Annotated in this window: 26 protein-coding genes; 14 read left to right on the plus strand and 12 right to left on the minus strand. The window is 61.8% G+C overall.

From position 1 onward, the window contains the following. Positions 1-24 precede the first annotated feature (24 nt). The 3 genes from FZZ85_RS06930 to FZZ85_RS06940 all read left to right on the plus strand — a co-directional run bounded on the left by FZZ85_RS06930 (position 25) and on the right by FZZ85_RS06940 (position 2771). Positions 25-1599 carry an Hsp70 family protein gene (locus tag FZZ85_RS06930; protein ID WP_226413520.1) on the plus strand — a complete coding sequence of 525 codons (1575 nt, stop codon included), beginning with the start codon at positions 25-27 and terminating at the stop codon, positions 1597-1599. 74 nt (positions 1600-1673) lie between these two features. Next, positions 1674-2519 (plus strand): hypothetical protein, encoded by an 846-nt coding sequence (locus FZZ85_RS06935; RefSeq protein WP_226413522.1) that lies wholly within the window; start codon positions 1674-1676, stop codon positions 2517-2519. A gap of 30 nt (positions 2520-2549) precedes the next feature. After that, on the plus strand, positions 2550-2771 hold the full coding sequence (locus FZZ85_RS06940; protein WP_226413631.1) for a ferredoxin-thioredoxin reductase variable chain: 222 nt from the start codon (positions 2550-2552) through the stop codon (positions 2769-2771). On the opposite strand, the gene pyrR is transcribed toward FZZ85_RS06940, so the two are convergent. Then, the gene (gene pyrR / locus FZZ85_RS06945; protein WP_226413524.1) at positions 2755-3306 is read right to left on the minus strand and encodes a bifunctional pyr operon transcriptional regulator/uracil phosphoribosyltransferase PyrR; all 552 of its coding nucleotides are present in this window, start codon (positions 3304-3306) and stop codon (positions 2755-2757) included. The genes FZZ85_RS06940 and pyrR overlap by 17 nt on opposite strands. 108 nt (positions 3307-3414) lie before the next feature. On the opposite strand from pyrR, the gene gpmI reads away from it, so the two are divergent. Together gpmI and secG are read left to right on the plus strand one after the other, a co-directional pair. After that, positions 3415-5052: a 2,3-bisphosphoglycerate-independent phosphoglycerate mutase gene (gene gpmI / locus FZZ85_RS06950; protein ID WP_226413526.1), complete on the plus strand. Its 1638-nt coding sequence runs from the start codon at positions 3415-3417 to the stop codon at positions 5050-5052. Beyond that, positions 5049-5282 (plus strand): preprotein translocase subunit SecG, encoded by a 234-nt coding sequence (gene secG / locus FZZ85_RS06955; RefSeq protein ID WP_226413528.1) that lies wholly within the window; start codon positions 5049-5051, stop codon positions 5280-5282. Before gpmI ends, secG begins: the two co-directional genes overlap by 4 nt. 409 nt (positions 5283-5691) lie before the next feature. Here secG and FZZ85_RS06960 read toward each other — a convergent pair whose 3' ends face one another. The 3 genes from FZZ85_RS06960 to groES all read right to left on the minus strand — a co-directional run bounded on the left by FZZ85_RS06960 (position 5692) and on the right by groES (position 8287). Continuing rightward, complete coding sequence (locus FZZ85_RS06960; protein ID WP_226413530.1) at positions 5692-6045, minus strand: hypothetical protein; 354 nt, start codon at positions 6043-6045, stop codon at positions 5692-5694. 221 nt (positions 6046-6266) lie between these two features. Next, on the minus strand, positions 6267-7898 hold the full coding sequence (gene groL, locus FZZ85_RS06965) for a chaperonin GroEL (RefSeq protein WP_226413532.1): 1632 nt from the start codon (positions 7896-7898) through the stop codon (positions 6267-6269). Between the two features lie 77 nt (positions 7899-7975). Then, entirely contained in the window at positions 7976-8287 is a 312-nt protein-coding gene (gene groES, locus FZZ85_RS06970; protein ID WP_226401909.1) for a co-chaperone GroES, read from the minus strand. 222 nt (positions 8288-8509) lie between these two features. Here groES and atpD point away from each other — a divergent pair, with 222 nt between their 5' ends. Together atpD and atpC are read left to right on the plus strand one after the other, a co-directional pair. After that, a complete protein-coding gene (atpD, locus tag FZZ85_RS06975; RefSeq protein WP_226413534.1) occupies positions 8510-9973 on the plus strand; it encodes a F0F1 ATP synthase subunit beta in 1464 nt (487 codons plus the stop codon). Positions 9974-10044: 71 nt separating this feature from the next. Next, a complete protein-coding gene (gene atpC / locus FZZ85_RS06980; RefSeq protein WP_226413536.1) occupies positions 10045-10455 on the plus strand; it encodes an ATP synthase F1 subunit epsilon in 411 nt (136 codons plus the stop codon). Between the two features lie 165 nt (positions 10456-10620). Here the strand turns inward: atpC and FZZ85_RS06985 are convergent, their stop codons facing one another. After that, positions 10621-11136: a 30S ribosomal protein PSRP-3 gene (locus FZZ85_RS06985; RefSeq protein WP_226413538.1), complete on the minus strand. Its 516-nt coding sequence runs from the start codon at positions 11134-11136 to the stop codon at positions 10621-10623. Between the two features lie 63 nt (positions 11137-11199). On the opposite strand from FZZ85_RS06985, the gene FZZ85_RS06990 reads away from it, so the two are divergent. Beyond that, entirely contained in the window at positions 11200-11961 is a 762-nt protein-coding gene (locus tag FZZ85_RS06990; RefSeq protein WP_226413633.1) for a TIGR01548 family HAD-type hydrolase, read from the plus strand. A 158-nt stretch (positions 11962-12119) separates the two neighbouring features. Beyond that, positions 12120-12350 carry a hypothetical protein gene (locus FZZ85_RS06995; protein WP_226413540.1) on the plus strand — a complete coding sequence of 77 codons (231 nt, stop codon included), beginning with the start codon at positions 12120-12122 and terminating at the stop codon, positions 12348-12350. On the opposite strand, the gene FZZ85_RS07000 is transcribed toward FZZ85_RS06995, so the two are convergent. Next, entirely contained in the window at positions 12322-13647 is a 1326-nt protein-coding gene (locus tag FZZ85_RS07000; protein WP_226413542.1) for an aminopeptidase P N-terminal domain-containing protein, read from the minus strand. The genes FZZ85_RS06995 and FZZ85_RS07000 overlap by 29 nt on opposite strands. Before the next feature lie 87 nt (positions 13648-13734). Here FZZ85_RS07000 and FZZ85_RS07005 point away from each other — a divergent pair, with 87 nt between their 5' ends. From FZZ85_RS07005 to ald, 5 genes are all read left to right on the plus strand, one after another. Next, positions 13735-14733, plus strand: a complete 999-nt coding sequence (locus FZZ85_RS07005) for a CNNM domain-containing protein (RefSeq protein ID WP_226413544.1) — start codon at positions 13735-13737, stop codon at positions 14731-14733. After that, complete coding sequence (locus FZZ85_RS07010) at positions 14730-16025, plus strand: GTP-binding protein (RefSeq protein WP_226413546.1); 1296 nt, start codon at positions 14730-14732, stop codon at positions 16023-16025. Before FZZ85_RS07005 ends, FZZ85_RS07010 begins: the two co-directional genes overlap by 4 nt. A gap of 1 nt (position 16026) precedes the next feature. Beyond that, positions 16027-16608: a nicotinate-nucleotide adenylyltransferase gene (locus tag FZZ85_RS07015; protein ID WP_226413548.1), complete on the plus strand. Its 582-nt coding sequence runs from the start codon at positions 16027-16029 to the stop codon at positions 16606-16608. Next, positions 16608-18293, plus strand: a complete 1686-nt coding sequence (locus FZZ85_RS07020) for an NAD+ synthase (RefSeq protein ID WP_226413550.1) — start codon at positions 16608-16610, stop codon at positions 18291-18293. Before FZZ85_RS07015 ends, FZZ85_RS07020 begins: the two co-directional genes overlap by 1 nt. A 73-nt stretch (positions 18294-18366) precedes the next feature. Next, positions 18367-19506, plus strand: a complete 1140-nt coding sequence (gene ald, locus FZZ85_RS07025; RefSeq protein WP_226413552.1) for an alanine dehydrogenase — start codon at positions 18367-18369, stop codon at positions 19504-19506. On the opposite strand, the gene FZZ85_RS07030 is transcribed toward ald, so the two are convergent. The 6 genes from FZZ85_RS07030 to FZZ85_RS07055 form a co-directional block, all read right to left on the minus strand. Further along, complete coding sequence (locus FZZ85_RS07030) at positions 19503-19931, minus strand: YchJ family protein (protein ID WP_226413553.1); 429 nt, start codon at positions 19929-19931, stop codon at positions 19503-19505. The genes ald and FZZ85_RS07030 overlap by 4 nt on opposite strands. Next, positions 19931-20983, minus strand: a complete 1053-nt coding sequence (locus FZZ85_RS07035) for a DUF3326 domain-containing protein (protein ID WP_226413555.1) — start codon at positions 20981-20983, stop codon at positions 19931-19933. Before FZZ85_RS07035 ends, FZZ85_RS07030 begins: the two co-directional genes overlap by 1 nt. Further along, the gene (locus FZZ85_RS07040) at positions 20980-21165 is read right to left on the minus strand and encodes a hypothetical protein (RefSeq protein ID WP_226413557.1); all 186 of its coding nucleotides are present in this window, start codon (positions 21163-21165) and stop codon (positions 20980-20982) included. Before FZZ85_RS07040 ends, FZZ85_RS07035 begins: the two co-directional genes overlap by 4 nt. Then, positions 21162-21491 (minus strand): 2Fe-2S iron-sulfur cluster-binding protein, encoded by a 330-nt coding sequence (locus FZZ85_RS07045; RefSeq protein ID WP_226413559.1) that lies wholly within the window; start codon positions 21489-21491, stop codon positions 21162-21164. Before FZZ85_RS07045 ends, FZZ85_RS07040 begins: the two co-directional genes overlap by 4 nt. A 32-nt stretch (positions 21492-21523) precedes the next feature. Further along, positions 21524-22195 (minus strand): putative 2OG-Fe(II) oxygenase, encoded by a 672-nt coding sequence (locus FZZ85_RS07050; protein ID WP_226413561.1) that lies wholly within the window; start codon positions 22193-22195, stop codon positions 21524-21526. Between the two features lie 125 nt (positions 22196-22320). Continuing rightward, positions 22321-23271, minus strand: a complete 951-nt coding sequence (locus FZZ85_RS07055; RefSeq protein WP_226413563.1) for a F0F1 ATP synthase subunit gamma — start codon at positions 23269-23271, stop codon at positions 22321-22323. Positions 23272-23280: the final 9 nt, after the last annotated feature.

Raw genomic sequence — 23280 nt, forward strand, 5'->3', positions numbered from 1 at the left:
GCCCTGAGCACGGTCAGAGATCGCGTGGGCGAAGAAAAGCTTCAGCATTCAGACCAACGGGGCGGAACACTCGCCATCGATTTGGGCAACACCACCACGGTGGTGGCTTATCAGGGAGCCACATCCACAACAGCCGATCTGCTGAACCTGCCCGCCATCTGCAGCCGGGCCGGTGAAATTCCAAGCCTGGTTTGGGACGCGACGCAACGGCCCCTGATTGGCCGGCAGGTGCTCGAGTCAGGACTCAATGACTCCGCGGACATCCGTCTGCATCGCGACTTCAAGGGCCGCATCGGCCAAGCGGATGCCCCAGAGCAGCAAGCAGCCCGCTGGGCTGGAAAACAGCTGATTCAGCAAATCTGGAGCCGACTCCCCAGCGATCTCGCGGTCGAGCGGCTGGTGCTGACCGCCCCGGTTGAGTGCTACAGGGCTTATCGCAGCTGGTTGCTGCAGGCCTGCACCACGCTGCCGGTGGCCGAGATCGCGCTGGTGGATGAACCCACAGCGGCCGCCATGGGTGCCGGCCTTCCAGCTGGTTCCACCCTGCTGGTGGTGGACCTGGGCGGAAGCACCCTGGATCTGGCTCTGGTGGCTCTGGAAGGAGGGGAAGGTCGTGCCGCACCGATCGCACAATTGCTGCGGCTGGGGGGACGCAGCCTGGGTGACAACACCCGCCAGATGCTGCGCACAGCCAAGGTCCTAGGTAAGGCGGGGCTGCGCCTCGGGGGGCGTGACATCGATCGGTGGATTGTGGACCGCTGTTGCCCGGGACAACCCGCCAGCGCCGCCCTGCTCAATGCCGCCGAACGGCTCAAATGCAGGCTGAGTGACACCACCTTGGCCGAACGCGAGCCCCTGATGGAGTTGGCGGTGGATGAGCAGGAGCATGTTCTCCGTCTGTCGCGCAGCGAACTCAACACTCTGCTGATGGAGCGCGGCTTTGGAGACGCGCTCGAGCACCTGCTGGAGAAGTGTCTCGCCGGCGGTCGCCGCAACAACTGCAACCTTGAGGATCTGGCGGGCGTCGTGGCCGTCGGAGGCGGTGCCCAGCTGCCCCTCCTACGCCAATGGCTCACCGAGCACACAGCGCCAGCCCCCTTACTCACACCGCCACCGGTGGAAGCCGTGGCCCTGGGTGCGCTTCAACTCACGCCAGGAGTCTCCATACGGGATGTGCTGCAACACGGCGTTTCCCTCCGCTTCTGGGATCAGCGCAGCAACAGCCACCGCTGGCACCCCCTCTTCGTGGCCGGTCAACCCTGGCCAAGCCCAGCCCCCCTGGAGCTCGTGCTGGCCGCCAGCCGAAGCGGCCAACACAGCTTGGAGCTGGTGCTGGGGGAACCCATCCCCCAAGGGAGCAACAGTGTGATCTTTGTCGATGGGTTGCCGACCCTGCAGGAGCAGACCGACGGAGAAGTCTCCCACCAGCCCTGGCCGGGCAGCGAGCTGGTACTGCCCCTGGAACCCGCCGCAGAACAGGGAGAAGACTGCCTGCTGCTGCGCTGGAGCATCGATAAAGAATCGCAGCTTCAGCTGGAAATCAACGATCTGCGCTCCGGACGGACGTGGTCCCACCGAACACTGGGGGCCGTCCGATAAGACGTCCGTCCACAGGCCCTTGGAACGGGAGCTGTCACTCCATAGAACAGTTCCAACGTTCAGCTCCACCATTCGTGGCGGCACCGCGCCAACTGCTGCTTCGTCTCTGGGGTGTTGGAACCCTGGGATTGGTTCTGGCGATTGCGACAGGTGCCTATTTGTGGGAACAACAACTGCCGGAGCGGCTCCAGAGCGCCCTCGACGCGAATGACTACGAGGCCTGCATCCGCACCAGTGAGCAACTCGCATCCCTGCGCTGGTTGGGCGAAGGAGCACCGGAAGAGCAGGCCCTCTGCCGCCAGAAGCACGCCGAAGATCTCTGGGACCAAGGCGATCCGATCACTGCCCTCACGCTGCAGCAGCAACTGGTCGCTTCCGGCCATGGCGATCTAGACCTCCATCGCAAGACCCTCGAACGCTGGCGCCAGGCCCTGATGGATCAGGCGATTGCTCTGTTTCGTGAGGGAGACCTGCAACAGGCACTTGAGTTACTGAATCCCCTGAAAGCCCCCGCACGCAGTTCGATCAGCCAACTCAGTGCAACGCTGATGGAGATCTGGAACCGCAACCAGTTGGAAGAGCGTCGGTTGGTCCAAATGGTGGAGCAGGAACGCTGGTGGGAGGCCTTGGACAGCCTCAACAAACTCGACCATCCCTGGTGGCAGCAGCAGGCAAGCGCCACCCGGCAACAGGTGGAGAGCGCCATTCAGGCCCTCGGCGAGGCCCAGCAACACCAACAACATCCAGCGGTGCATATCGACATTATCAGCGGTGACAGGCTGAATGCCGCCGTCGAGGACCAGTTGCTCCAAGGATTGGACCCCTGGGCAGCCTTTTCCATGGGCTGCAGTCACCTTGGTGGTCGCGTTGAAGAGGACGGACCGGAAAGTTTCTGTCGGCGCTCATCCCCGAGCCCGTGACAAGATGACTCTGTGGATGACTCAGGTGCGATGAAGGCGGGCGACAGGGTGACGGTGGAGGCATCCGTCGTTGTGTTCAACCATCCCGAACATCGGGGCCAGGCCTTTGACATGAAAGGCCAGTCCGGTGAGGTGGCGATCGTTCTCAATGATTGGAAAGGTCGGGTGATCAGCCCAACGCTTCCCGTGATCGTTGCCTTCGGCCGCTACAAAGCCCATTTCCGCACCGACGAACTCAAGCCTGCCGGCTAACACGGCTGAGGAACACCCCCTCCTCATCATCAACATCCCTTAGGCGCAGCTCGATGGTTTCGCTGCGTCGGGTCTGAACATCGCGGCCACAGAAATCAGGCTGAATCGGGAGCTCCCGATGGCCTCTATCCACCATGGCCAGCAACATCACCCTTTGCGGCCGCCCCCAGCTCTGCATGGCCTCCAACGCGGCACGCACCGTCCGCCCCGTGAAGATCACATCGTCCACCAGGATCACCTGTCGGTCCTCAATGCTGGTGGGCAGAGTCGTGAGCTGGGGCAGACGGGTGCCGATGCGCTCCAGATCATCGCGATGGAACGTGGGATCAATAGCCCCCTGGGAGATGGCATGGCCCGTCAACCGCTCCAATTCCCGCGCCAAAACCCTGGACAACTGAACGCCACGGGTGGGGATTCCCAACAGCATCAATCGACGACTGTCGTCGGCACTCTCCAGCACCTGTGACGCCAAACGCGCCAGGGTTAAACCAAGCTCACGCTCCGAGAGAATTTCGATCCGGTCTGGGTCGGCCATGGAGGGTTGAGCGTTGCAGGGGTGTTGGGATTGGGTGAAACTTGAGCTTGAGGGCGGGCGTGGCGTTAGGTTGATTCTGCAAGAGTCCTTGAGAACCGTCGGTCGCGGGTGAACGTGGGGAAAAGCACTACCAACGGTTCAGGACGCTCCGGGACAGTTGCACCGGTTGTCTTGGCCATTCTTGATGGCTGGGGGTACAGGAGCGCAAGCGAGCACAACGCGATCCAGCAAAGCGTCACTCCTGTTATGGATGCCCTGTGGCATGCCTATCCACACACCTTGATTGAGGCCAGTGGCTCCCATGTGGGACTGCCCGATCAACAGATGGGCAACTCTGAAGTGGGCCACCTGACCATCGGTGCAGGCCGCATCATTCGCCAGGAGTTGGTGCGGATCAGCGACACGGTGCGCAGCAATCAACTGAGCGACACCCAAGCGCTCAAGGAACTAGTCGAACGCACTCAAAGGCGGGGCGGGACCCTGCACCTGCTTGGCCTCTGCTCCGATGGTGGCGTCCACAGCCATGTGGACCATCTCTGTGGGCTGATCCAGTGGGCTGCCGACAGCGGCATCTCCGATCTCGCCGTGCATGCCATCACCGATGGTCGCGACACACCCACCCAGAGCGCACCGGGATACATCAGCCAGGTTGAAGCAGCCCTGAGCCGAAGCGGCGTGGGCCAGCTAGCCAGCCTCTGTGGCAGGTACTGGGCCATGGACCGGGACAAGCGCTGGGAGCGAATCGAAAAGGCTTACAACCTCTACACCGATCCAAACATCGCTGTTGACAGCCGTACTGCAGACCAGGTGCTCGTAGACAGTTATGCCGAGGAGATCACCGATGAATTCCTCGAACCGGTGCGGCTTCAGAACAGCGTCATCAAGGACGGTGACAGTGTTCTGGTGTTCAACTTCCGACCCGATCGCGCCCGTCAGATCGTGCAGGCGCTTTGCCTACGCAACTTCGAGGGGTTCGAGCGCAGCCACACTCCGGATTTAGACGTGGTGACCTTCACTCAGGTGGAACAAGACCTGCCCGTTCAAGTCGTCTTCCCTCCTGAGCCGCTCGACCAGCTGTTGGGGCAGGTGGTAGCCGACGCCGGGCTGAAGCAGTACCGCACTGCCGAAACGGAGAAGTATCCCCACGTCACTTACTTCATGAACGGTGGCATCGAACAGCCACTGTCGGGTGAAGAGCGTCACTTAGTGCCCTCGCCGAGGGTCGCCACCTACGACCTTTCACCGGCGATGTCGGCCAAGCAACTCACCGACAGCTGTATTTCAGCCATTGAGAAGGCAGAATATTCACTGATTGTGATCAACTACGCCAACCCCGACATGGTGGGGCACACCGGTGTGATGGGTGCCGCCAAGGAGGCCATCCAAACCGTGGACGGCTGCATTGGCCGGTTGTTGGATGCGGTGGGGCGTCAGGGCGGAACCATGCTGATCACGGCTGATCATGGCAATGCAGAGTTGATGCAGGGCCCGGATGGTCAGGCCTGGACCGCCCACACCACCAATCCTGTACCAGCGATCCTGATCGAGGGAGAACAGCGCAAACTTCCTGGCCATGGCAACGCGATCACACTCCGCGATAACGGAGGCCTTGCCGATATCGCACCCACCTTGCTGCAGATTCTTGACCTAGCTCAACCAGCGGCCATGACCGGCCAAAGCCTGATTGCACCCATGTCCCAAATGGACCCCACCCCTAAGACCGCTAGGCTTCCCCTCTCCGTATGACGTTGACCTCAATTTTGTCCTGGAGCTGGATCGGTACAGGCCTTCTGTTGATCGTTCTGGTGCTGCTGCATAGCCCCAAAGGTGATGGTATGGGTGGTTTGGCTGCGAGCGGCAGCTCCATGTTCAGCAGCGCCAGCAGTGCTGAAGCAACGTTGAATCGGCTGACATGGACTTGCCTGGCGATATTTTTGTCCTTGGCCGTGATCCTGAGTGCTGGTTGGTTGAACTAAACCAACCCGTTCAGAAACTCAATTTTGAGCATGCATTCTTTGCAGGAAGCTCCAACCTGATGGCTGAATTGCTCGTTATCGACTTACCACTCTGCTTCGATCAGTTTCGCGAGCCAAAAGAATCTCGAAAAAAGATTTAGAGCAAAACCCAAAACAAAAACCGAGGCAGCATTTCGAGATCTACAAACCATGCGTTCATCACGCAGCCAGAATTGATTTATGTGGAAGCAGTCTTGAACTGAAGCCACGACACTTCAGAAATAATAAAATCATTCAACCAATATCTGGTCGAACAGCAAACCACAGGCCAGCAAAGCGATTGTGAAGCCAAGAATCTGCAGAATTTGCCCATAAAGACCAAGTGATCGCAGTCAAAAATACCTAGGAACCAGAGGGCAAAACAAAAAAGTCAATTGGGGCTTTTCAAACCAGATTTCAAAAAAGCAATTTCCTTGTAGACCCGATCCAACTCATACAACGTTTTTGTTTCCTTCTTTTCGAGGATTTCAATGCGCTTCAACAAATCTTCCAACAATTTATTTTGCAGAGATTCAACCTGAACTTGCCTTTTTTGCACGCCTTTCGACGGAGCCGAAGCCGTGCTGGCTTTGGAAAGTATTCCTCCATCCGTTTCGACGTACAGCAGTGCAAGACGCTCCAACACCTTGGAGTAGGCCTTGTCTTGCTGTCGGCAGAGGTCCTTGAAACGCTGCAGCGTCTCAGGAGAAAACTGGGCGGCAAAGGCACCTGGGCGCTGGGGCATGTGTCCCGACATAACCATACGTAGCAAGACGTTAGCCGGCGCAGAGATGCACCTCACATCCTTCACGGCCTGCAACTGACACTGCCCCCCACGAGCCACATGTCTTGCAAAATCTAGGCTTTACAAGACAGTTTCCGGGCATAAAAAAGAGGCCCCACAGGACCTCTTGGCATGACTTGAGTTGGCGTGATCGGGTGGTCGCTTGACCACCCGCACTTCGATCAGTAGTCGAAGTCGCCGCCGCCCATGCCGCCGGCAGGAGCTGCTTCCTTCTTTTCGGGCAGATCAGCCACGATGCACTCGGTGGTCAGCACCATGCCAGCGATGGACGCGGCATTTTGCAGACCGGAGCGGGTCACCTTGGCGGGGTCAACAATTCCGGCAGCCAACATGTCGACATACTGAGCGGTGGCAGCATTGAAGCCTTCGGCTCCAGCGCGAGCCTTGACGTTTTCAGCCACAACAGCGCCGTTGGCACCTGCGTTTTCAGCGATACGCATCAAGGGAGCAGTCAGAGCAGCAGCCACGATGTTGGCGCCGATCAGTTCCTCGCCGGACAGGCTGGAGGCAGCCCACTGCTCCAGGGCAGGAGCCAGGTGAGCCAGGGTAGTGCCGCCGCCAGGAACGATGCCTTCCTCAACAGCCGCCTTAGTGGCGTTGATGGCGTCTTCGAGACGGAGTTTCTTGTCCTTCATCTCGGTTTCGGTGGCCGCACCCACCTTCACCACAGCCACGCCACCGGCCAGCTTGGCCAGACGCTCCTGCAGCTTTTCCTTGTCGTAAGTGGAGTCGGTCTCGTCCATCTGCTTCTTGATCTGGTCGCAGCGGGCGCCGACAGCCGCCTCATTGCCCTCGGCAACGATGGTGGTGGTGTCCTTGTTGATCGTGATGCGACGGGCGGTGCCCAGCATCTCGAGCTTGGCGTTCTCCAGCTTGAGACCAGCGTCCTCGGTGATCAGCTGACCATTGGTAAGCACAGCCATGTCTTCCAACATGGCCTTGCGGCGATCACCGAAACCAGGAGCCTTCACAGCGGCCACGTTCAGCACGCCCCGCAGGCGGTTCACCACAAGGGTGGCGAGGGCTTCCTTCTCAATGTCCTCAGCAATGATCAGTAGAGGCTTGCCGGTGCGGGCGATTTGCTCCAGCACAGGAACCAGATCCTGCACAAGACCGATCTTTTTATCGGTGAGCAGGATGTAGGGCTCGTCGAGGACGGCTTCCATCCGCTCGGTATCGGTGGCGAAGTAAGGCGAGATGTAGCCCTTATCGAAGCGCATGCCCTCGGTGACCTCGAGCTCGGTCTCCATGGACTTGCCCTCTTCGAGAGAGATCACACCTTCCTTGCCAACCTTGTCCATGGCATCGGCGATCATCTTGCCGACTTCTTCGTCGTTGCCAGCGGAGATGGTGCCCACCTGGGCGATGGCGTTGCTGTCAGCGATGGGCTTGGCCATTTCCTTGATCTTGCTGACCAGAAAATCGGAAGCCTTGTCGATGCCTTTCTTCAGGGTGATGGCATTGGCACCGGCAGCCACATTGCGCAGACCCGCCTTGACCATGGCGTGGGCCAGAACGGTGGCGGTGGTGGTGCCGTCACCGGCAGCGTCGTTGGTTTTGGAGGCGGCCTGACGGATCAGAGCAACACCAGTGTTCTCGATGTGGTCTTCGAGCTCGATCTCCTTGGCGATGGTGACACCGTCATTAATGATCTGGGGTGCGCCGAACTTCTTCTCGAGCACCACGTTGCGACCCTTGGGACCCAGGGTCACGGCGACGGCTTCGCAAAGGATGTCGATTCCTTTTTCGAGAGCGCGACGGGCGTTCTCGTTGTAGATGATGCGCTTTGCCATGGAAGGCGTTTCCTAATGAAGAGGATGATTGAGGAAGGCTGAGTTGAGACTCAAGCCACAATGCAGCGGGACTGGTCTTAGTTGACGACAGCCAGGATGTCCTTCTCGGACAGCAGCACGTATTCATCGCTGCCGAGCTTGATGTCGGTGCCGGCGTACTTGCTGTAGAGGACCTTGTCGCCCACACCAACTTCGGGAGCCTGACGGCTGCCGTCGTCGTTGCACTTGCCAGGGCCCACCTGAACCACTTCACCCACCTGGGGCTTTTCTTTGGCGGTGTCAGGCAGAAGGATGCCGCCGGCGGTCTTCTCTTCGGATTCAGAGACCTTGACGAACACGCGGTCGCCGAGGGGTTTGACGGTCGAGACGCTGAGAGAAACAGCAGCCATAGGTATTTGCAGGAGCAGGGACAGGGCGCAATGCGCCACGCATCGACGCGAGTTGGCACTCGATGCCGATGAGTGCCAACGTATGCAACCCACCACCCCTCAGGCCATACCTCAAGCTGTGCGGGTGACCGAACCAATGAGGAAAAACCACAGCAGTGGTAAGGTTGCGCCGCTCTGAATGGGCCCGAGCGCACAGCGCCTGTTCCCGCAACTCTCCTTCCTATGGTCGCTTCTGCTCCTGCATCTGCTGGCACCAAGGGTGTGATCCGTCAGGTGATCGGCCCGGTTCTGGACGTGGAATTTCCCGCCGGGAAACTGCCCAAGATCTATAACGCCCTGCGCATCGAGGGAAAAAACCCCGCAGGTGATGACGTCGCCCTGACCGCTGAAGTTCAACAGCTTCTGGGTGATCACCGGGTTCGTGCCGTTGCCATGAGTGGTACCGACGGTCTGGTGCGCGGCATGGAAGCCGTCGACACCGGCGCACCAATTTCCGTGCCCGTGGGCGAAGGCACCCTCGGCCGCATCTTCAACGTATTGGGCGAGCCCGTCGACGAGCAGGGTCCCGTCAACACCACCACCACCGCTCCCATCCACCGGGATGCCCCCAACATCACCGAGCTTGAGACCAAGCCCAAGGTGTTCGAGACAGGCATCAAGGTGATCGACCTCCTGGCTCCCTACCGCCAGGGCGGCAAGGTCGGCCTGTTCGGCGGCGCCGGTGTGGGCAAGACCGTGCTTATTCAGGAGCTGATCAACAACATCGCCAAGGAGCACGGCGGTGTGTCTGTGTTCGGTGGCGTGGGTGAACGTACCCGTGAGGGCAACGACCTCTACGAGGAATTCAAGGAATCCGGCGTGATCAACGCCGACGACCTTTCCAAGTCCAAGGTGGCCCTCTGCTACGGCCAGATGAACGAGCCCCCCGGCGCTCGCATGCGCGTGGGTCTCTCCGCTCTGACCATGGCGGAGCACTTCCGCGACGTGAACAAGCAGGACGTGCTGCTGTTCGTGGACAACATTTTCCGCTTCGTGCAAGCCGGTTCCGAGGTGTCTGCACTGCTGGGCCGCATGCCTTCCGCTGTGGGCTACCAGCCCACCCTCGGCACAGACGTGGGTGCACTGCAGGAGCGCGTTGCTTCGACCGTTGAAGGTTCGATCACCTCGATCCAGGCGGTTTATGTGCCTGCTGACGACCTGACCGACCCCGCTCCGGCCACCACTTTTGCTCACCTCGACGCCACCACGGTGCTGAACCGTGCCCTGGCCTCCAAGGGCATCTACCCCGCTGTGGATCCTCTGGATTCCACCAGCACCATGCTGCAGCCAGCTGTGGTGGGTGACGAGCATTACCGCACCGCCCGCGCCGTGCAGTCAACCCTGCAGCGCTACAAGGAACTGCAGGACATCATCGCGATTCTGGGTCTCGACGAACTGTCGGAAGACGACCGTCGCACCGTGGATCGTGCCCGCAAGGTTGAGAAATTCCTCTCCCAGCCTTTCTTCGTGGCCGAGATCTTCACCGGCATGCCCGGCAAGTACGTGAAGCTGGAGGAGACCATCGCTGGTTTCAACCAGATCCTTGCCGGTGAGCTGGACAGCCTTCCCGAAGCCGCCTTCTACCTGGTGGGCAACATCGAGGAAGTGAAAGCCAAAGCCGAGAAGATCGCCGCCGAAACCAAGTGATCACTGTGGGGGTGTGAATCACACCCCCGATCACGTTCTCGACAGTCCGTTCTCTTTTCGAACCAAGGTTCATGTCCCTCACCCTCCGCGTGCTGGCAACAGACCAGAACGTCTTTGATGGCAGCGCCGACGAGGTGATCCTGCCCAGCACCACCGGTCAACTCGGCATCCTGCCTGGCCACATCTCCCTGCTCACCGCCATCGACACCGGCGTGCTTCGGGTACGTGCAAACGGTGCTTGGAACTCCATCGCCCTGATGGGGGGTTTCGCCGAAGTGGATGCTGATGAAGTCACCGTTCTGGTGAACAAGGCCGAACTGGGCAGCGCCATCGATGGCGCTGCCGCCGAGACCGCTTTCCAGAAGGCCACCACCCTGGTGGCTGGCATGGAAGGCCAACCGGCTTCTCCGGAAAAGCTCAAGGCCCAGCAACAGCTGAATGAAGCTCGCGCTCGTCTTCAGGCCAGCAAAACAGCCGACTGATTCATCCACCTGTTCCACGGATGATGTACAACGCGCCAGGGGTTTCCGCCCCTGGCTTTTTTAATGGTGGTTTTTGGATCTTTTATCAGATATTGGTAGGTGGTAGGCACAAAAAAACCTGCCCGAAGGCAGGTTTCTGCGGACAAGCTGAAAAGCGGAGCAGAGTCAGGCGGTACCGCAGAAGGTGACGTCGGGGAACTTGGCCTTGGCCTCGTCGAGGCTCTTGCCTTTGCCCTCTTCCTGCCAGTAGTTGATCACCTCAGTGGCCTGGTTGAGCACTTCAACCCGCTCGTTGTCGGTGATCCAGCTCTTGCCTTCCAGCTCAGTCTTCAGGCTTTCCCAGGCATCTTCACGGGGCCAGAAGAAGTAGGAGGTGAGGGGGCTGGGGCCACCGCCAACGATCTGATCAACCGCAAGGGCAACGTTGTCGGGAAGCCAGAGGATCTTCAGCAGGAAGCGGCCCTCATCGGCCTTGGGGGTGTAACCAGAGGGAACACCATCTGCATCGATGGTGGCCGTGGCCAGAGCCGCAGCGGCGCCCTTCAGCACAGGACGGCCTTCGCCCTCGCTGGCTGCAGACTTTTCAGTGGTTTCAGCTGCCTGGGTGGCGCCTTCAGCCGCGTCGGCGGACGGAGTCGCGACCTCCTGGTCGGTAGGGGCAGCGCCTTCGGTGACCGTCATGGTGTCAGCGCTCAAGACAGAACTACAAACAACTAACCTACCAGCCGCTCCCCGTCAGACGTTCTGGGATCCCCAACCATCCTGCTGTTCGACATCGATGGTGTAATCCGCGATGTAGCGGGCAGCTACCGACGGGCCCTCCAATGCACCGTGCAGCACTACTGCGGTTGGCAGCCCAGCGCTGATGCCATCGATGCATTGAAGGCCGAAGGAGCTTGGAACAACGACTGGGACGCGAGCCTTGAACTGCTGAGGCGCCATGGTGCTGAGTTGCCGGATCGCGCCGCGCTGATCGATGTGTTCAGCGGCTTTTACTTCGGGGGTGATCCGGAAGGGGATCCCAGCCAATGGACGGGCTTCATCGGCGATGAGCCTCTTTTAGTGGACACCAGTTTTTTCGCCACGCTGTCGGAGCGAAAGCTGCGCTGGGGATTTGTGAGCGGGGCTGAGCCTCCCTCAGCCCGCTTCGTGCTGCAGCAGCGCCTGGGACTCCAGAACCCTCCCCTGATCGCGATGGGCGATGCCCCCGACAAACCGAACCCCACAGGCTTGATCCGCCTGGCCAAAGCCCTTGGAGCGGATAGCGAGGGAGCGCAGGTGGCTTATCTCGGCGACACCGTGGCCGATGTGCACACCGTGATCCAGGCCCGCAAACACTGGCCGGAACAACACTTCGTGAGTCTTGCGGTAGCGCCGCCTCACCTGCAAACCGCAGAGCAGGCTGCGGCGCGCGAAATCTATGAACAACGGCTGCGGGAGGCCGGCGCCGATCAAGTGCTGATGGGCACCAAAGCTTTGCTGTCCTGGGAGGGAGCCACGGCGTGAGGGCAGCTGTCCTCCGCGAAACTCCGCTGCTGAACGGACTGCTAACCCTGGTCGGCCATGAGACCACCAACCTGCTCGACTGGCTGCTGCTGAGCCCGCCCTGGCCGTGCTGAGGGCCTTGCCCTGCTCAGTCTGCTGGTGCTTCTGATGGCGCGGGGGTGGCGCACCATGCCGACCAACTGGCGGAGCGCCTCGGGGAACCGCTGGGAACCTTGGTGCTGACAGGGTCCATGATCGTGATTGAACTGGCCTTAATCGCCTCCACGATGCTGACGGGTGAGACGAACCCGACCCTGGCTCGAGACTCGATGTTCTCGGTGCTGATGATCGTGCTCACAGAGGTCAAGGGCATGATCTTGATCAACGCTCCATCGCAGCAACGCTCTTGAGGGCGCCCGCGGTGAGTACCTCATGGCCGGTCTCGGTCACGGCAACGTCGTCTTCGATGCGGATGCCGATGCCTTTCCAGCGATCGTCGATCTCAGGCTGTCCTTCCGGCACGCTAAGGCGATCGCTGAGGTACAGACCGGGCTCAACGGTGAGCACCACGCCTGGCTCAAGCGGCGCAGGTTGCTCACCGAGCCGATACGCCCCCACGTCATGCACATCAAGACCCAGCCAATGGCCGGTGCGGTGCATGTACAGGTGGCGGTAGTCGCCTCGCTCGATGATGCCGTCCACATCTCCGATCAGCAGGCCCAACTCCACCAGGCCCTGAACCAGAATTCGCAGGGCTGTGTCGTGCACCGCCTCAGCGGTTCCGCCGGGAGCCACAACGTCAACCGCAGCCTCCTGGGCCGCCAACACCAGGCTGTAAAGATCCCGCTGCTCCGCCGTGAAACGGCCATTCACCGGGAAAGTACGGGTGATGTCGCCGTTGTAGTAGTCCTCCAGAGAACAACCGGCGTCGATCAGCAGCAGGTCACCGTCCTGAAGCGGGGACGTATTGGCGGTGTAATGCAGCACGCAGGCGTTATCCCCGCCAGCGACGATGGAGCCGTAAGCCGGTCCACGGGCCCCATTGCTTCGGAAGTGAGCTTCCATCACCGCCTGCACTTCAGCCTCGTTCATGCCCGGGCGGGTGATCGAGCGGGCCAGTTCGTGGGCTTCTGAGGAGATGCGACAGGCCTCCCGCAAACGCTCCAGCTCATGGGGCTCCTTGCGCAAGCGCAGGCGATGCAGGATTGGCGTTGGAGCCACCAGTCCCAGAGCCGCAGTACCCGTGCGGGCATAGGTATCGAGTTGCCGCCCCCAGGCTGAGAGCACCATCGACTCCACCGATGTGTGGCGGCCAACCCGGAAGGCGATGGCTTCGGCACCGGCGAGGTATTCGGACAGTTTTTCGCTCAGCTGATCCAACGGATGGGCCACATCCGCCCCGTAGCGCTCCAGCGCACCCTCGGTTCCCCAGCGGAAGCCGGTCCACACTTCGGCCGCCGGATCCTTGGGCTGCACGAACAGCACAAAGCGCTCCCCCTCGGGCCGATGCGGCAGCAGCAGTGCCACCGCATCCGGCTCATCAAAACCGGTGAGATAATAGAAATCGCTGTCCTGCCGGAAAGGCCACTCGCAGTCGGCGTGGTGGGTGGCCAGCGCCGCGGCCGGAATCACCGCTGCGGCTGCACCTAGTTGCTCCAGGAACAGGGCGCGACGACGCGCGTGGATGCCGGAGTCGAAGCCGTTCACAGCAGCAAAGCGTTGAGGGGAACAGGATGGCAGCTAGCAAGGCCAAACTGGCCAGGGCCTCTACGATTAAAGGAGTTTCATACAGCAATGAGCTCCGATCTCCTGGTGCTATTGCTGCTGGTTTTGGTGGTGCTGTTGGGCTCGGCCCTGTGTTCCGGAGTGGAAGCGGCCCTACTCACTGTGAGCCCCATCCGGGTGCACGAGCTGGCGTCCCGGGATCGCCCCGTCGCGGGGGCTCGTCGACTTGCCCAGCTGCGCAAGCGGCTGGGACGCACCCTGTCGGCTCTGGTGATTGCCAACAACGGCTTCAATATTTTCGGCAGCCTGATGCTGGGTGGTTACGCGGCCTGGGTGTTCGAGCAACGCAACGTCAGCGGAGGCGCTCTGCCTGTGTTCTCGGTAGGCCTCACCGTGCTGGTGATCCTGCTGGGGGAAATCCTGCCCAAGGCCCTCGGCAGCCGCCTGGCCCTACCGGTGGCCCTAGCCAGCGCCCCCTTGCTGCACTGGCTTGGACTGGTGCTGCGGCCCCTGGTCCTGCTGCTGGAGCGGATGCTGCCAGCCATCACCGCCGAAGCGGAACTCAGCACCAATGAAGAGGAGATCCGTCTGCTGGCCCGCCTTGGCTCCCAGAAAGGAGAAATCGAAGCTGATGAAGCCGCGATGATCGGCAAGGTGTTTCAGCTGAACGATCTCACCGCCCGCGACCTGATGACGCCGCGGGTGGCGGCGCCCACCCTGGACGGCAGCCTGAGCATCGAAGCCCAGCGGGCCAAGCTGATGAGCACCAACGACCCCTGGTGGGTGGTGCTCGGCGATCAGGTGGACAAGGTGCTTGGCGTGGCCAGCCGCGAACGGGTCCTCACCGCCTTGTTGGAGAACCGTGGGCTACTCACGCCCGTTGACCTCTGCGAACCGGTGGAATATGTGCCGGAGATGATCCGTGCCGATCGGCTGTTGACGGGCTTCCGGCGCGACAGCAGCGGCGTGCGCGTGGTAGTGGATGAATTCGGGGGCTTCGTCGGCGTGATCGGCGCCGAATCCGTGCTGGCGGTACTGGCCGGGTGGTGGCGCAAGCCGGCAGCATGAGCGGGATGCACCCCACCCCGCCCCACACCGTTGAACGCTGCCAGTTGCTAGTAGAGCGCTGGCGCAGCCAGCTCCAGCTGAGCGCCCGCGAGCGGGGACTACTGGGGGGAGAATTGCAGCTGTTGGATCGACAGCTGAAACGGTTGCAGCAACGGCGCCTGCGCATTGCCCTGTTTGGACGAGTTGGCGTAGGCAAATCCAGCCTGATTAATGCCTTGATCCAACGGCAGCTGCTGAAGACGGATGTCGCCCACGGGAGCACACGTCATCAACAGGCGGTTGACTGGCCCGTCGCGATTGCGGGGCTGACCAGGGTTGAACTGGTGGACACCCCAGGCATTGATGAAATCGATGCCGCCGGGAGGGCTCGCTTGGCCTCCCGCATGGCCATGGGGGCCGACCTGGTGCTGCTCGTGGTGGACAGCGATCTAACCCGGGCCGACCTAGAGGCCTTGAGCACCCTGCTGGACAGCGGCAAGCCCCTGCAGCTCGTGCTCAACCGTAGTGACCGCTGGCCGGAACAAGAGCGTGCCGCGCTGCTGCGCAGCATTCGCGCCCGGCTACCGGTGGATCTGCCGATCACCGCGGCAGCGGCAGCGCCCCGCAGCCCCCAGATCCAGGCCGATGGGCGGGTGCGCAGCGCCATCACGACGCCGGAGGTGCATGATCTGCAGAAGCAGCTCTACCAGCAGCTGGAGAACGAAGGCAGCCTGCTGCTTGCGATCCAGTCGCTGCGCCAGGCCGATCGCTTCCAGAGAGCCTGCCAAGAACTGCGGCTGCAACAGCACCGCCATACCGCCCAAAGCCTGATCGGTCGTTATGCAGCCGCCAAGGCCACCGGCGTGGCCGTCAACCCTGTGATGGCGTTGGATATGGCAGGAGGCATGGCCTGCGACACCGCCCTGGTGCTACAGCTCAGCCGTCTTTACAACCTGCCGATGACACCAGCAGCGGCACGACTGCTGCTCACCCGACTCTCCAGCCACAACGCCCTGCTGGGCGGCGTTCAGCTGGGGCTGGCAGCCCTGAAGCAAGCTCTGCTGCTGCTGATGCCGGTGAGCGGCGGCAGCAGTTTGGCCCCGGCAGCCCCTGTGGCTCTCGCCCAGGCCGCCCTGGCGGTGCATGCCAGCCGCCGAACGGGACGTCTGGTCGCCCAGCAATTGCTACGACGACGCGGCGGTCAACCGGGGGCTCTGCTGCGCCGCCTGGCCGAACGGGATCCTGTGGTGCACCACTGGCTATTGCGCTGGCCCAAAGCCCTGGAGCAGGATCTACAACCACTGCTGCCCTGAGATGATCGCTGCTGCCATCGCCTTGCTGGGCACCAGCGCCGATCCACCCACCCGCGGCCATCAGGTGCTATTGGAGGGGCTGCTGAACCGCTACGGCCAGGTGGTGACCTGGGCGAGCGACAACCCGCTGAAACAACACGATGCTCCCCTGGCGTTGCGGTCGATGCTGCTCGGCCAGCTGGTGCAGCAACTGCAGGATGAACGACTGGAGCTGGCCCAGCATCTGAGCAGCCCACACACCTTGATCACCTTGCAGCGGGCCGCTAAGCATTGGCCTAACCGGGAACTGGTGTTTGTTGTGGGCAGCGATCTCGCCGGCCAGATTCCTCGCTGGAAACAAAGCGATTGCTGGCTGCCGCAGTGCCGATTGGCGATCGCCCCCCGCAAGGGTTGGCCCCTCGAGGAAGCCACGCTGCAGGCCCTGCGCGATCTGGGCGGACGGGTAGAGCTGCTGGATCTGGAGGTTCCTGCCACCGCCAGTTCGCAACTGCGGCAGCAACCCGATGAAGCTCAGATCCCTGAAGCGGTGTGGCCGCTTTTGCTCCAACACAATCTTTATGGCCTTTCAGGGAGTCCCTGCTGATGCGCATCGCCCTGGCCCAACTCAACCCCGTGGTCGGCGACTTCAAGGGGAATTCCGCCCGGATTCTGGAAGCGGTGCGCAGGGCGGAGGAGCAAGGGGCAGAACTGGTGCTAACCCCGGAGCTCTCCCTCTGGGGCTACCCCCCCCGGGACCAGTTACTCGAGCCGAGCCGCATCGAGCAGCAGGACACTGCGCTGCAGTGGCTGGTGAACCAACTCAAGAGCAGCGTCACCCTGTTGGTGGGTGCTGCGCTGCCGGCCGCAGATGCCCGCAGCCCACGGCTGCTCAACGGTGTGGTGCTGGTGAATCGCTTGGGCTGGCGGCCGATTGCGCAGAAACAGCTACTGCCCAGTTACGACGTCTTCGATGAGCGGCGCTACTTCCGCCCCGGCGATGGTCCCTGCCTACTCACCCTACCCAACGGGAAGCGACTGGGCCTCACCATCTGCGAAGACCTCTGGGTGGATGACGGCCTGCAGCGCGAGCGCCTGGACGGACCGGATCCCATCGATCAACTGATCCCCGAACAGCCTGATCTGGTGATCAATCTGGCGGCATCGCCCTTCGATGCCGCCAAGCCAGCCTTGCGCCAACGGTTGGCGGCGGCGGCGGCACGACGCCTCAACTGTCCACTGATCTACCTCAATCAAGTGGGAGGCAACGACGAGCTGGTGTTCGACGGGGCTAGTTTTGTGGTGGGAGCCGATGGCGCTTTACAGCTGGAGTTTCCCGTTTGTGAGGAGCACCTCGCGGTATGGGACAGCGGCCATCCCGCCACTGTGCAGTCCCAGGGCCAGATCCAGCCGATGGATCCCTTGGAGCGGCTGTTCCGAGCCCTAGTGCTTGGGGTGCGTGACTACGCCAGGAAATGCGGGTTCAAACAAGCATTGCTGGGGTTGAGCGGCGGCATCGACTCAGCGCTGGTGGCCGTGATCGCCACCGCAGCCCTGGGGAACGAGGCGGTCTCGGCGCTGTTGATGCCCTCCCCTTGGAGCTCCTCAGGATCCATTGACGATGCCTTGGCCTTAGCCGAACGGTTGGGGCTACAGACCAACACAGTGCCCATCGCCGGCCTGATGGAAAGCTACGACCAGGCCCTCAGCGCACCGCTTGGGGATACACCCCAGGGCGTGACGGCGGAAAATCTTCAATCGCGAATTCGCGGCACCCTGCTGATGGCCGTGGCCAACCAGCAGGGCCAACTGCTGCTCACCACCGGAAACAAATCCGAGCTAGCCGTGGGTTACTGCACCCTCTACGGCGACATGAACGGCGGGCTAGCGGTGATTGGCGATCTCTACAAAACCAGCGTGTTTTCCCTGTGCGACTGGCTCGACAGCGACGCAGCCCGGAACTGCCGCCAAGCCCTGGGGCTTCCAGTGCAAGGGGAGCTGGTGGGTGAAACGATTCGACGCAAACCCCCCAGCGCCGAGCTGCGACCCAACCAGAAAGACAGCGACTCCCTGCCCGACTACGACGCCCTGGATTCTCTGCTCAAAGCTCTGATCCAAGAGCGCCAGTCCGGAACAACCCTGGTGGCCGCCGGCCACGATCCCGCTCTGGTGGAGCGGGTGGAACGGATGATGAAACGGGCCGAGTTCAAGCGCCGCCAAGCGGCACCCTTGCTCAAGGTGAGCCCCCAGGCCTTCGGCAGCGGTTGGCGGTTACCAATTGCAGCGACTTAAAGCAATGCCCTCACTGAGATGTGGCGGGTTACGCGCAGCGGAGCCAGATTGAAAGGATCCCCTTGACGCCGCCATGGCCGCCTCCGTCCTCTCGGCCCCGATGGCCAGCATCGGTGTGCCGAAGGAGATCAAGCTTGATGAGCAGCGCGTGGCGCTGACCCCCGACGCAGTGCGGGAGCTGGTGAGCCAGGGCTTGGAGGTGCGCATCGAAACCGGAGCCGGGGCTGGAGCCGGAATCGGTGATGAGGCCTTCGCCTCCGCAGGTGCTCAGCTGGTGAACCGCGACGAGGCCTGGGGCGCCCATTTGGTGGTGAAGGTGAAGGAACCGCAGGCAGAGGAATTTGCCTACCTGCGGAAGGACATGGTGCTCTTCACCTACCTGCATCTGGCGGCTTACCCCAGCGTTGGCGAGGCCCTGCTTGAGGCGGGCACCGCAGCCATCGCCTATGAAACCGTGCAGCTGGAGAATGGCAGCCTGCCGTTGCTGGCACCCATGAGCGAAATCGCAGTGCGCTTGGCGGCCCAGGTAGGAGCTCACCTGCTGGAGAAACCCCATGGCGGCCGAGGCGTGTTGATGGGGGGCTGCACCGGCGTGCAACCAGCCCGGGTGGTGGTGCTTGGCGCCGGCACCGTGGGCTGGAATGCAGCACGTACGGCAGCCGCAATGGATGCCGAGGTGTTGCTGCTCGACCGCTCACCCCAGCGCTTGCGAAGCCTTGAGGCCGACCGTCGCGGTCGGTTGATGAGTGTGGTGAGCAGCCGCGGGCTGCTGGAACGGTTGGTGCCGACAGCGGACCTGGTGATCGGGGCCGTGCTCACCCCTGGGGGTCGGGCCCCCACCCTTGTGGACGAAGGAATGGTGCAGCAGATGCGCCCTGGCTCGGTGATCGTGGATGTAGCGATCGACCAGGGAGGCTGCATCGCCACCAGCCAGGAAACGACCCACCGCGATCCCACTGTGAGCATCCACGGCGTCCAGCACTACGGCGTTGGCAACATGCCGGGGGCGGTGCCGTTCACCTCAACAGAAGCACTCGTGAGCGTGACGCTTCCCTACATCCTGGGCATCGCCGGGCGAGGTCTGGAGGAAGCGGTGACGGAAAGGCCGGAACTGCTTTCCGGCCTGAACACGGTGCAGGGATCGGTCTGCCATCCCGGCGTGGCCAAAGCGCTGGGCCTTCCATCTCGGCATCCGATGGCCTGCCTGCGTTAGCCCTCCAAATGGAGTGCACCCACATAGAGCCAAGGGCCATCCTCCGCGCCATCGCGACGCTGAAACAAGGAGGTTTCCTTCAGCACCCCTCCCCGATAACGGGCTTCAAACTGCACCGTTCCCTCTAGATCCTGCGGGCCGCCGCCGCTGACTGCGAGAACGGTCAAGCCGAGCCAACGGGTCTGCCGGCAACTCTGCTCCAGGGAGCGGTGCCGCTGCTGTGCAGGAACATCCGGCTCAGAATGGGTGGCCAGCAGATAGTCGATTTCGCAGCGCGCAAAGGCTGAATACCTTGAGCGCATCAACTGTTCAGCCGTTTCAGCACGCTGATCGCCGCGATGCAAGGGCGCACAGCAGCTGCCATAAGCACCGCCCCCACAGGGGCAAGGGTTCTGATCGAGGGCTCCACCAAAACCGCCAGGCATTAATCCAACCGTTGTAACGCTGGCAATGGCCGGCCCAGGGACGCCGGACTCAAACCCTCCCGCAATGCCAGCACCAAACCTGCTGCCTCGCAGTAACTGCTGGCATGGAGAGCGCCCTGGCTCAAGCCAAGGGCATCGGCAGAGACCGACAGCACCGATGGATTGGCCACGCAGACCACTGGCAGATTGCGCTCCATGCAAGCAAGCACCGCCTCCCCCCCCAGGGCTCCTTCAGGAACAACAACCGCGCCCAATTGCGCCGCATCAAGGTCGCCGAACTGACGGTCGCCGGTCACCAGATCCGGTGCTCGGCTCAGCCCCACCAAGACGCAGGCCAGGAAGGTGTAGCCGAGCTCCTCACCCGCCGCCCTCGGATCAAGCTGCGGATCCAGGGGCAACGGGTCCAAAGCGGGCGCGTGAGCACAGGGGATCTGCAGGTGCTTCACCAGCAGGTGGCTGATCACCGCTTCAGCGCCAGCCAGAGCATCGACGCCACTGCCCTGGCGATAGGCCGCCAGCTCCTCACTTTCCGGATCCTCCGGGAAGCGGGCGACCACCGCAATCGCCGTCGCACCGGCCTGCTTCAAGCGTTCACCAGCCCGCAACAAGGCATCGGGACACCCCAGTCGCCCCCAGCTGGCGCCACTGGCACCGCGCTCGAGTGTCACGTCAAGCGATGCATCCGTTGTAATAACTGGGCCGATGTCCAAACCCAAGCTGGCGCGGCAGCCCTCGGCCACCTGTATCTGGCGCTGGACCAGCTCGGGCTCGATGCCGGCATCCAGCAGCAAACCGATCCGTTGCTTCCGCACCGGCCGCAGGCCCCACTCACCCACAGCAAAACGATCGAGGCCATAGCCCTCGACGTAATGCACGCAGGAATCACTCCAATAGAGCGAAGCCCCATTCATCACATTGGGATGGGTGATCAGGCAGCCGCTCGCTGCAGCCAGCAACCGTGCTGACGGCAGGGCATCACCGGCATAGCCCCCGATGTCGCAACCAATGCCCGTCGGCACAAGCATCAGCGTTGGCATTGGTGCCGAGCTCATGCGCTGATCACCGCCTCAACATGAAGGGTTCGAGCACCATCGGCGCTAGATCCCACTGCGGTAAGAGCCCAACGCAGCACATCACCCTCTTCAGCCAACTGCTGACGAATCCAGCTGCGCAGCTCCACCAGCGGCACATCAGCGGGCCAGAGGAGTTGGCGTTGCAGGCTGGTGAGCCTCACTTCTGATATTGACCGAACTGGGCTTCGTAGAGCGCATCCTCTTGCCCCGCCTTGAGGGTGAGATCGGCCCGCGGGAAAGACACGCACAGCAGGCTGTAGCCCTGCTGCTGAAGCTCACCTTTCACACCCATGGCATCGGGCTGCTCAACACTGCCCTCGCTGATCAGCGCAGCACAGGTGGTGCAGACCCCGGAGCAGCAGGAGCTGGGAAGGGTGATGCCAGCGGCCTCAGCAGCATTCAGCACCGTTTGGTCGGCGCGGCAGGAAAAGCTGTGAATTTCGCCTTCGAACTCGGCGCTGACGGTGTAAGTGGCCACGTCGGACATGCCGGGCTCAACAAGGAAGAGGCCGCATTCTCTCAGGCAATGGGCTCGTCCAACGCCCCCCAATGGCGTGGATGGGGCGCAAGATACTCCGGAGAGCCACCCTGCTCCGGAGCCGTCAGCACGAAATCAAAACTGATGGAACAGCGCAGCTCGTCTGGGTCTTCGTTTTGCAGAACGCTGTGCTGCAGGCTCGACGGAAACAGCACGAGCAAACCCGGGCGTGGGGCCAGATCCCAGTGGGACTGATTCAACGGGTGGCCTTCAGCAATCGGACCGCCGTAACCAACCGCCAAACCCGCCACCAACTCATTGGGTTGATGGGACGCATGCAGGCGTAGGACGCCCTCCTCACCACAGCCCGTGCCCGAGAGGTAGAGAACAGCGCTGAGGTGGGCATTGGGGTGATGGTGCCGTCCAACCGCTTGATCCCAATCGCTGATCACAGGCCAGCAACGCTGCAGATGTAGGGCCACTTGGCTGCGAGTGAAGCCCAGCGAATCGAGGTAACTCCAGGCCTGATCGACAACCAGCTGGGCCAGAGCCTGAAAGGGCTCCTGTTGATGGAGCTGCCACACCCCATGTAGGTCACCCGTCCAGGCGCACCCTTCACTGGGGTTGCCTTCGGCCTCGCCGCGAAGCTTCAGCAGGGCCTGCATGCAGGACGCTTGCTGCAGGGGATCGAGCCGAATTTGAGTGGTTGCCACCACGGTGGGGAAGAGCTGATGAAGCTGAAGCACGCCAACACCTCCAAACCCCTCCGCTTAACCGTAAACACGGCACAAAAAAACCGGCCCCTAGGGACCGGCTTTCAAAAAATCGATCGAGATAATTAGCCGACCGCTGCGGCACCGCCTGCCACTTCCAGGATCTCCTGGGTAATCGCAGCCTGACGTGCCTTGTTGTAGTCAAGGGTGAGGGTCTTGGCCAACTCCTTGGCGTTATCGCTGGCGTTGTTCATGGCGGTCATCCGGCTGGCCAGCTCAGAAGCTGCCGATTCCTGCAGGGAACGCAGCATCTGGTTCTGCAGATACAGGGGGAGCAGCGCATTGAGCAGCTGTTCGGGGGTCTGCTCAAACACGATGTCCGAAGGGATCTTCGGCTCCGTGTTGGCAGGGCCTGCACCGGGCTCCACTGTCAGAAGGCCGTCCTTGGTGGTGAGACGGAAAATCTCATCCTCAGGATCAGCGATGTCCTGGGGGTCCAAGGGCAGCAGGGTCTGAACGACAGGCTTGCAGCTCACCAGGTTGAGGAACTTGGTGAAGATCAGCTCGACGCGATCGGTGCTTTCAGCCAGGAATTCAGCCAACAGATCCGTGGAGATGGAGTTGGCCTCATCGGCGGTAGGAACCTGTTCCAGGCCAGAGAAGGTGGCCTGGATCGGGTAGTCACGACGGGTGAAGTAGCCGATGGCTTTGGTGCCGATCAGCAGCAGCTTCACATCAAAGCCTTTGCCCTTCAGCTCAGCAAAACGCTGTTCAGTGCGCTTGATGATGTTGGCGTTGTAGCCACCACAGAGGCCGCGATCACCAGTGACAGCAACCAGGGTGATGGTCTCCACATCACGCTGCTGCATCAGAGGAGAGGCTGCGTCTTCGAAACGCATGCGGGACTGGAGGTTTTCCAGAATCCGCGCCAGCCGATCCGCGAAAGGACGGCTGCGAAGCACTTGCTCCTGTGCGCGGCGCACCTTGGCCGCAGCCACGAGGCGCATGGCCTCGGTGATCTTGCGGGTGTTTTTGACCGACTTAATTCGGTCTCGGATTTCTTTGAGATTCGCCATGTCGGCAGC

The sequence above is a fragment of the Synechococcus sp. MU1642 genome, assembly GCF_020514115.1.
GTDB lineage: Bacteria > Cyanobacteriota > Cyanobacteriia > PCC-6307 > Cyanobiaceae > Parasynechococcus.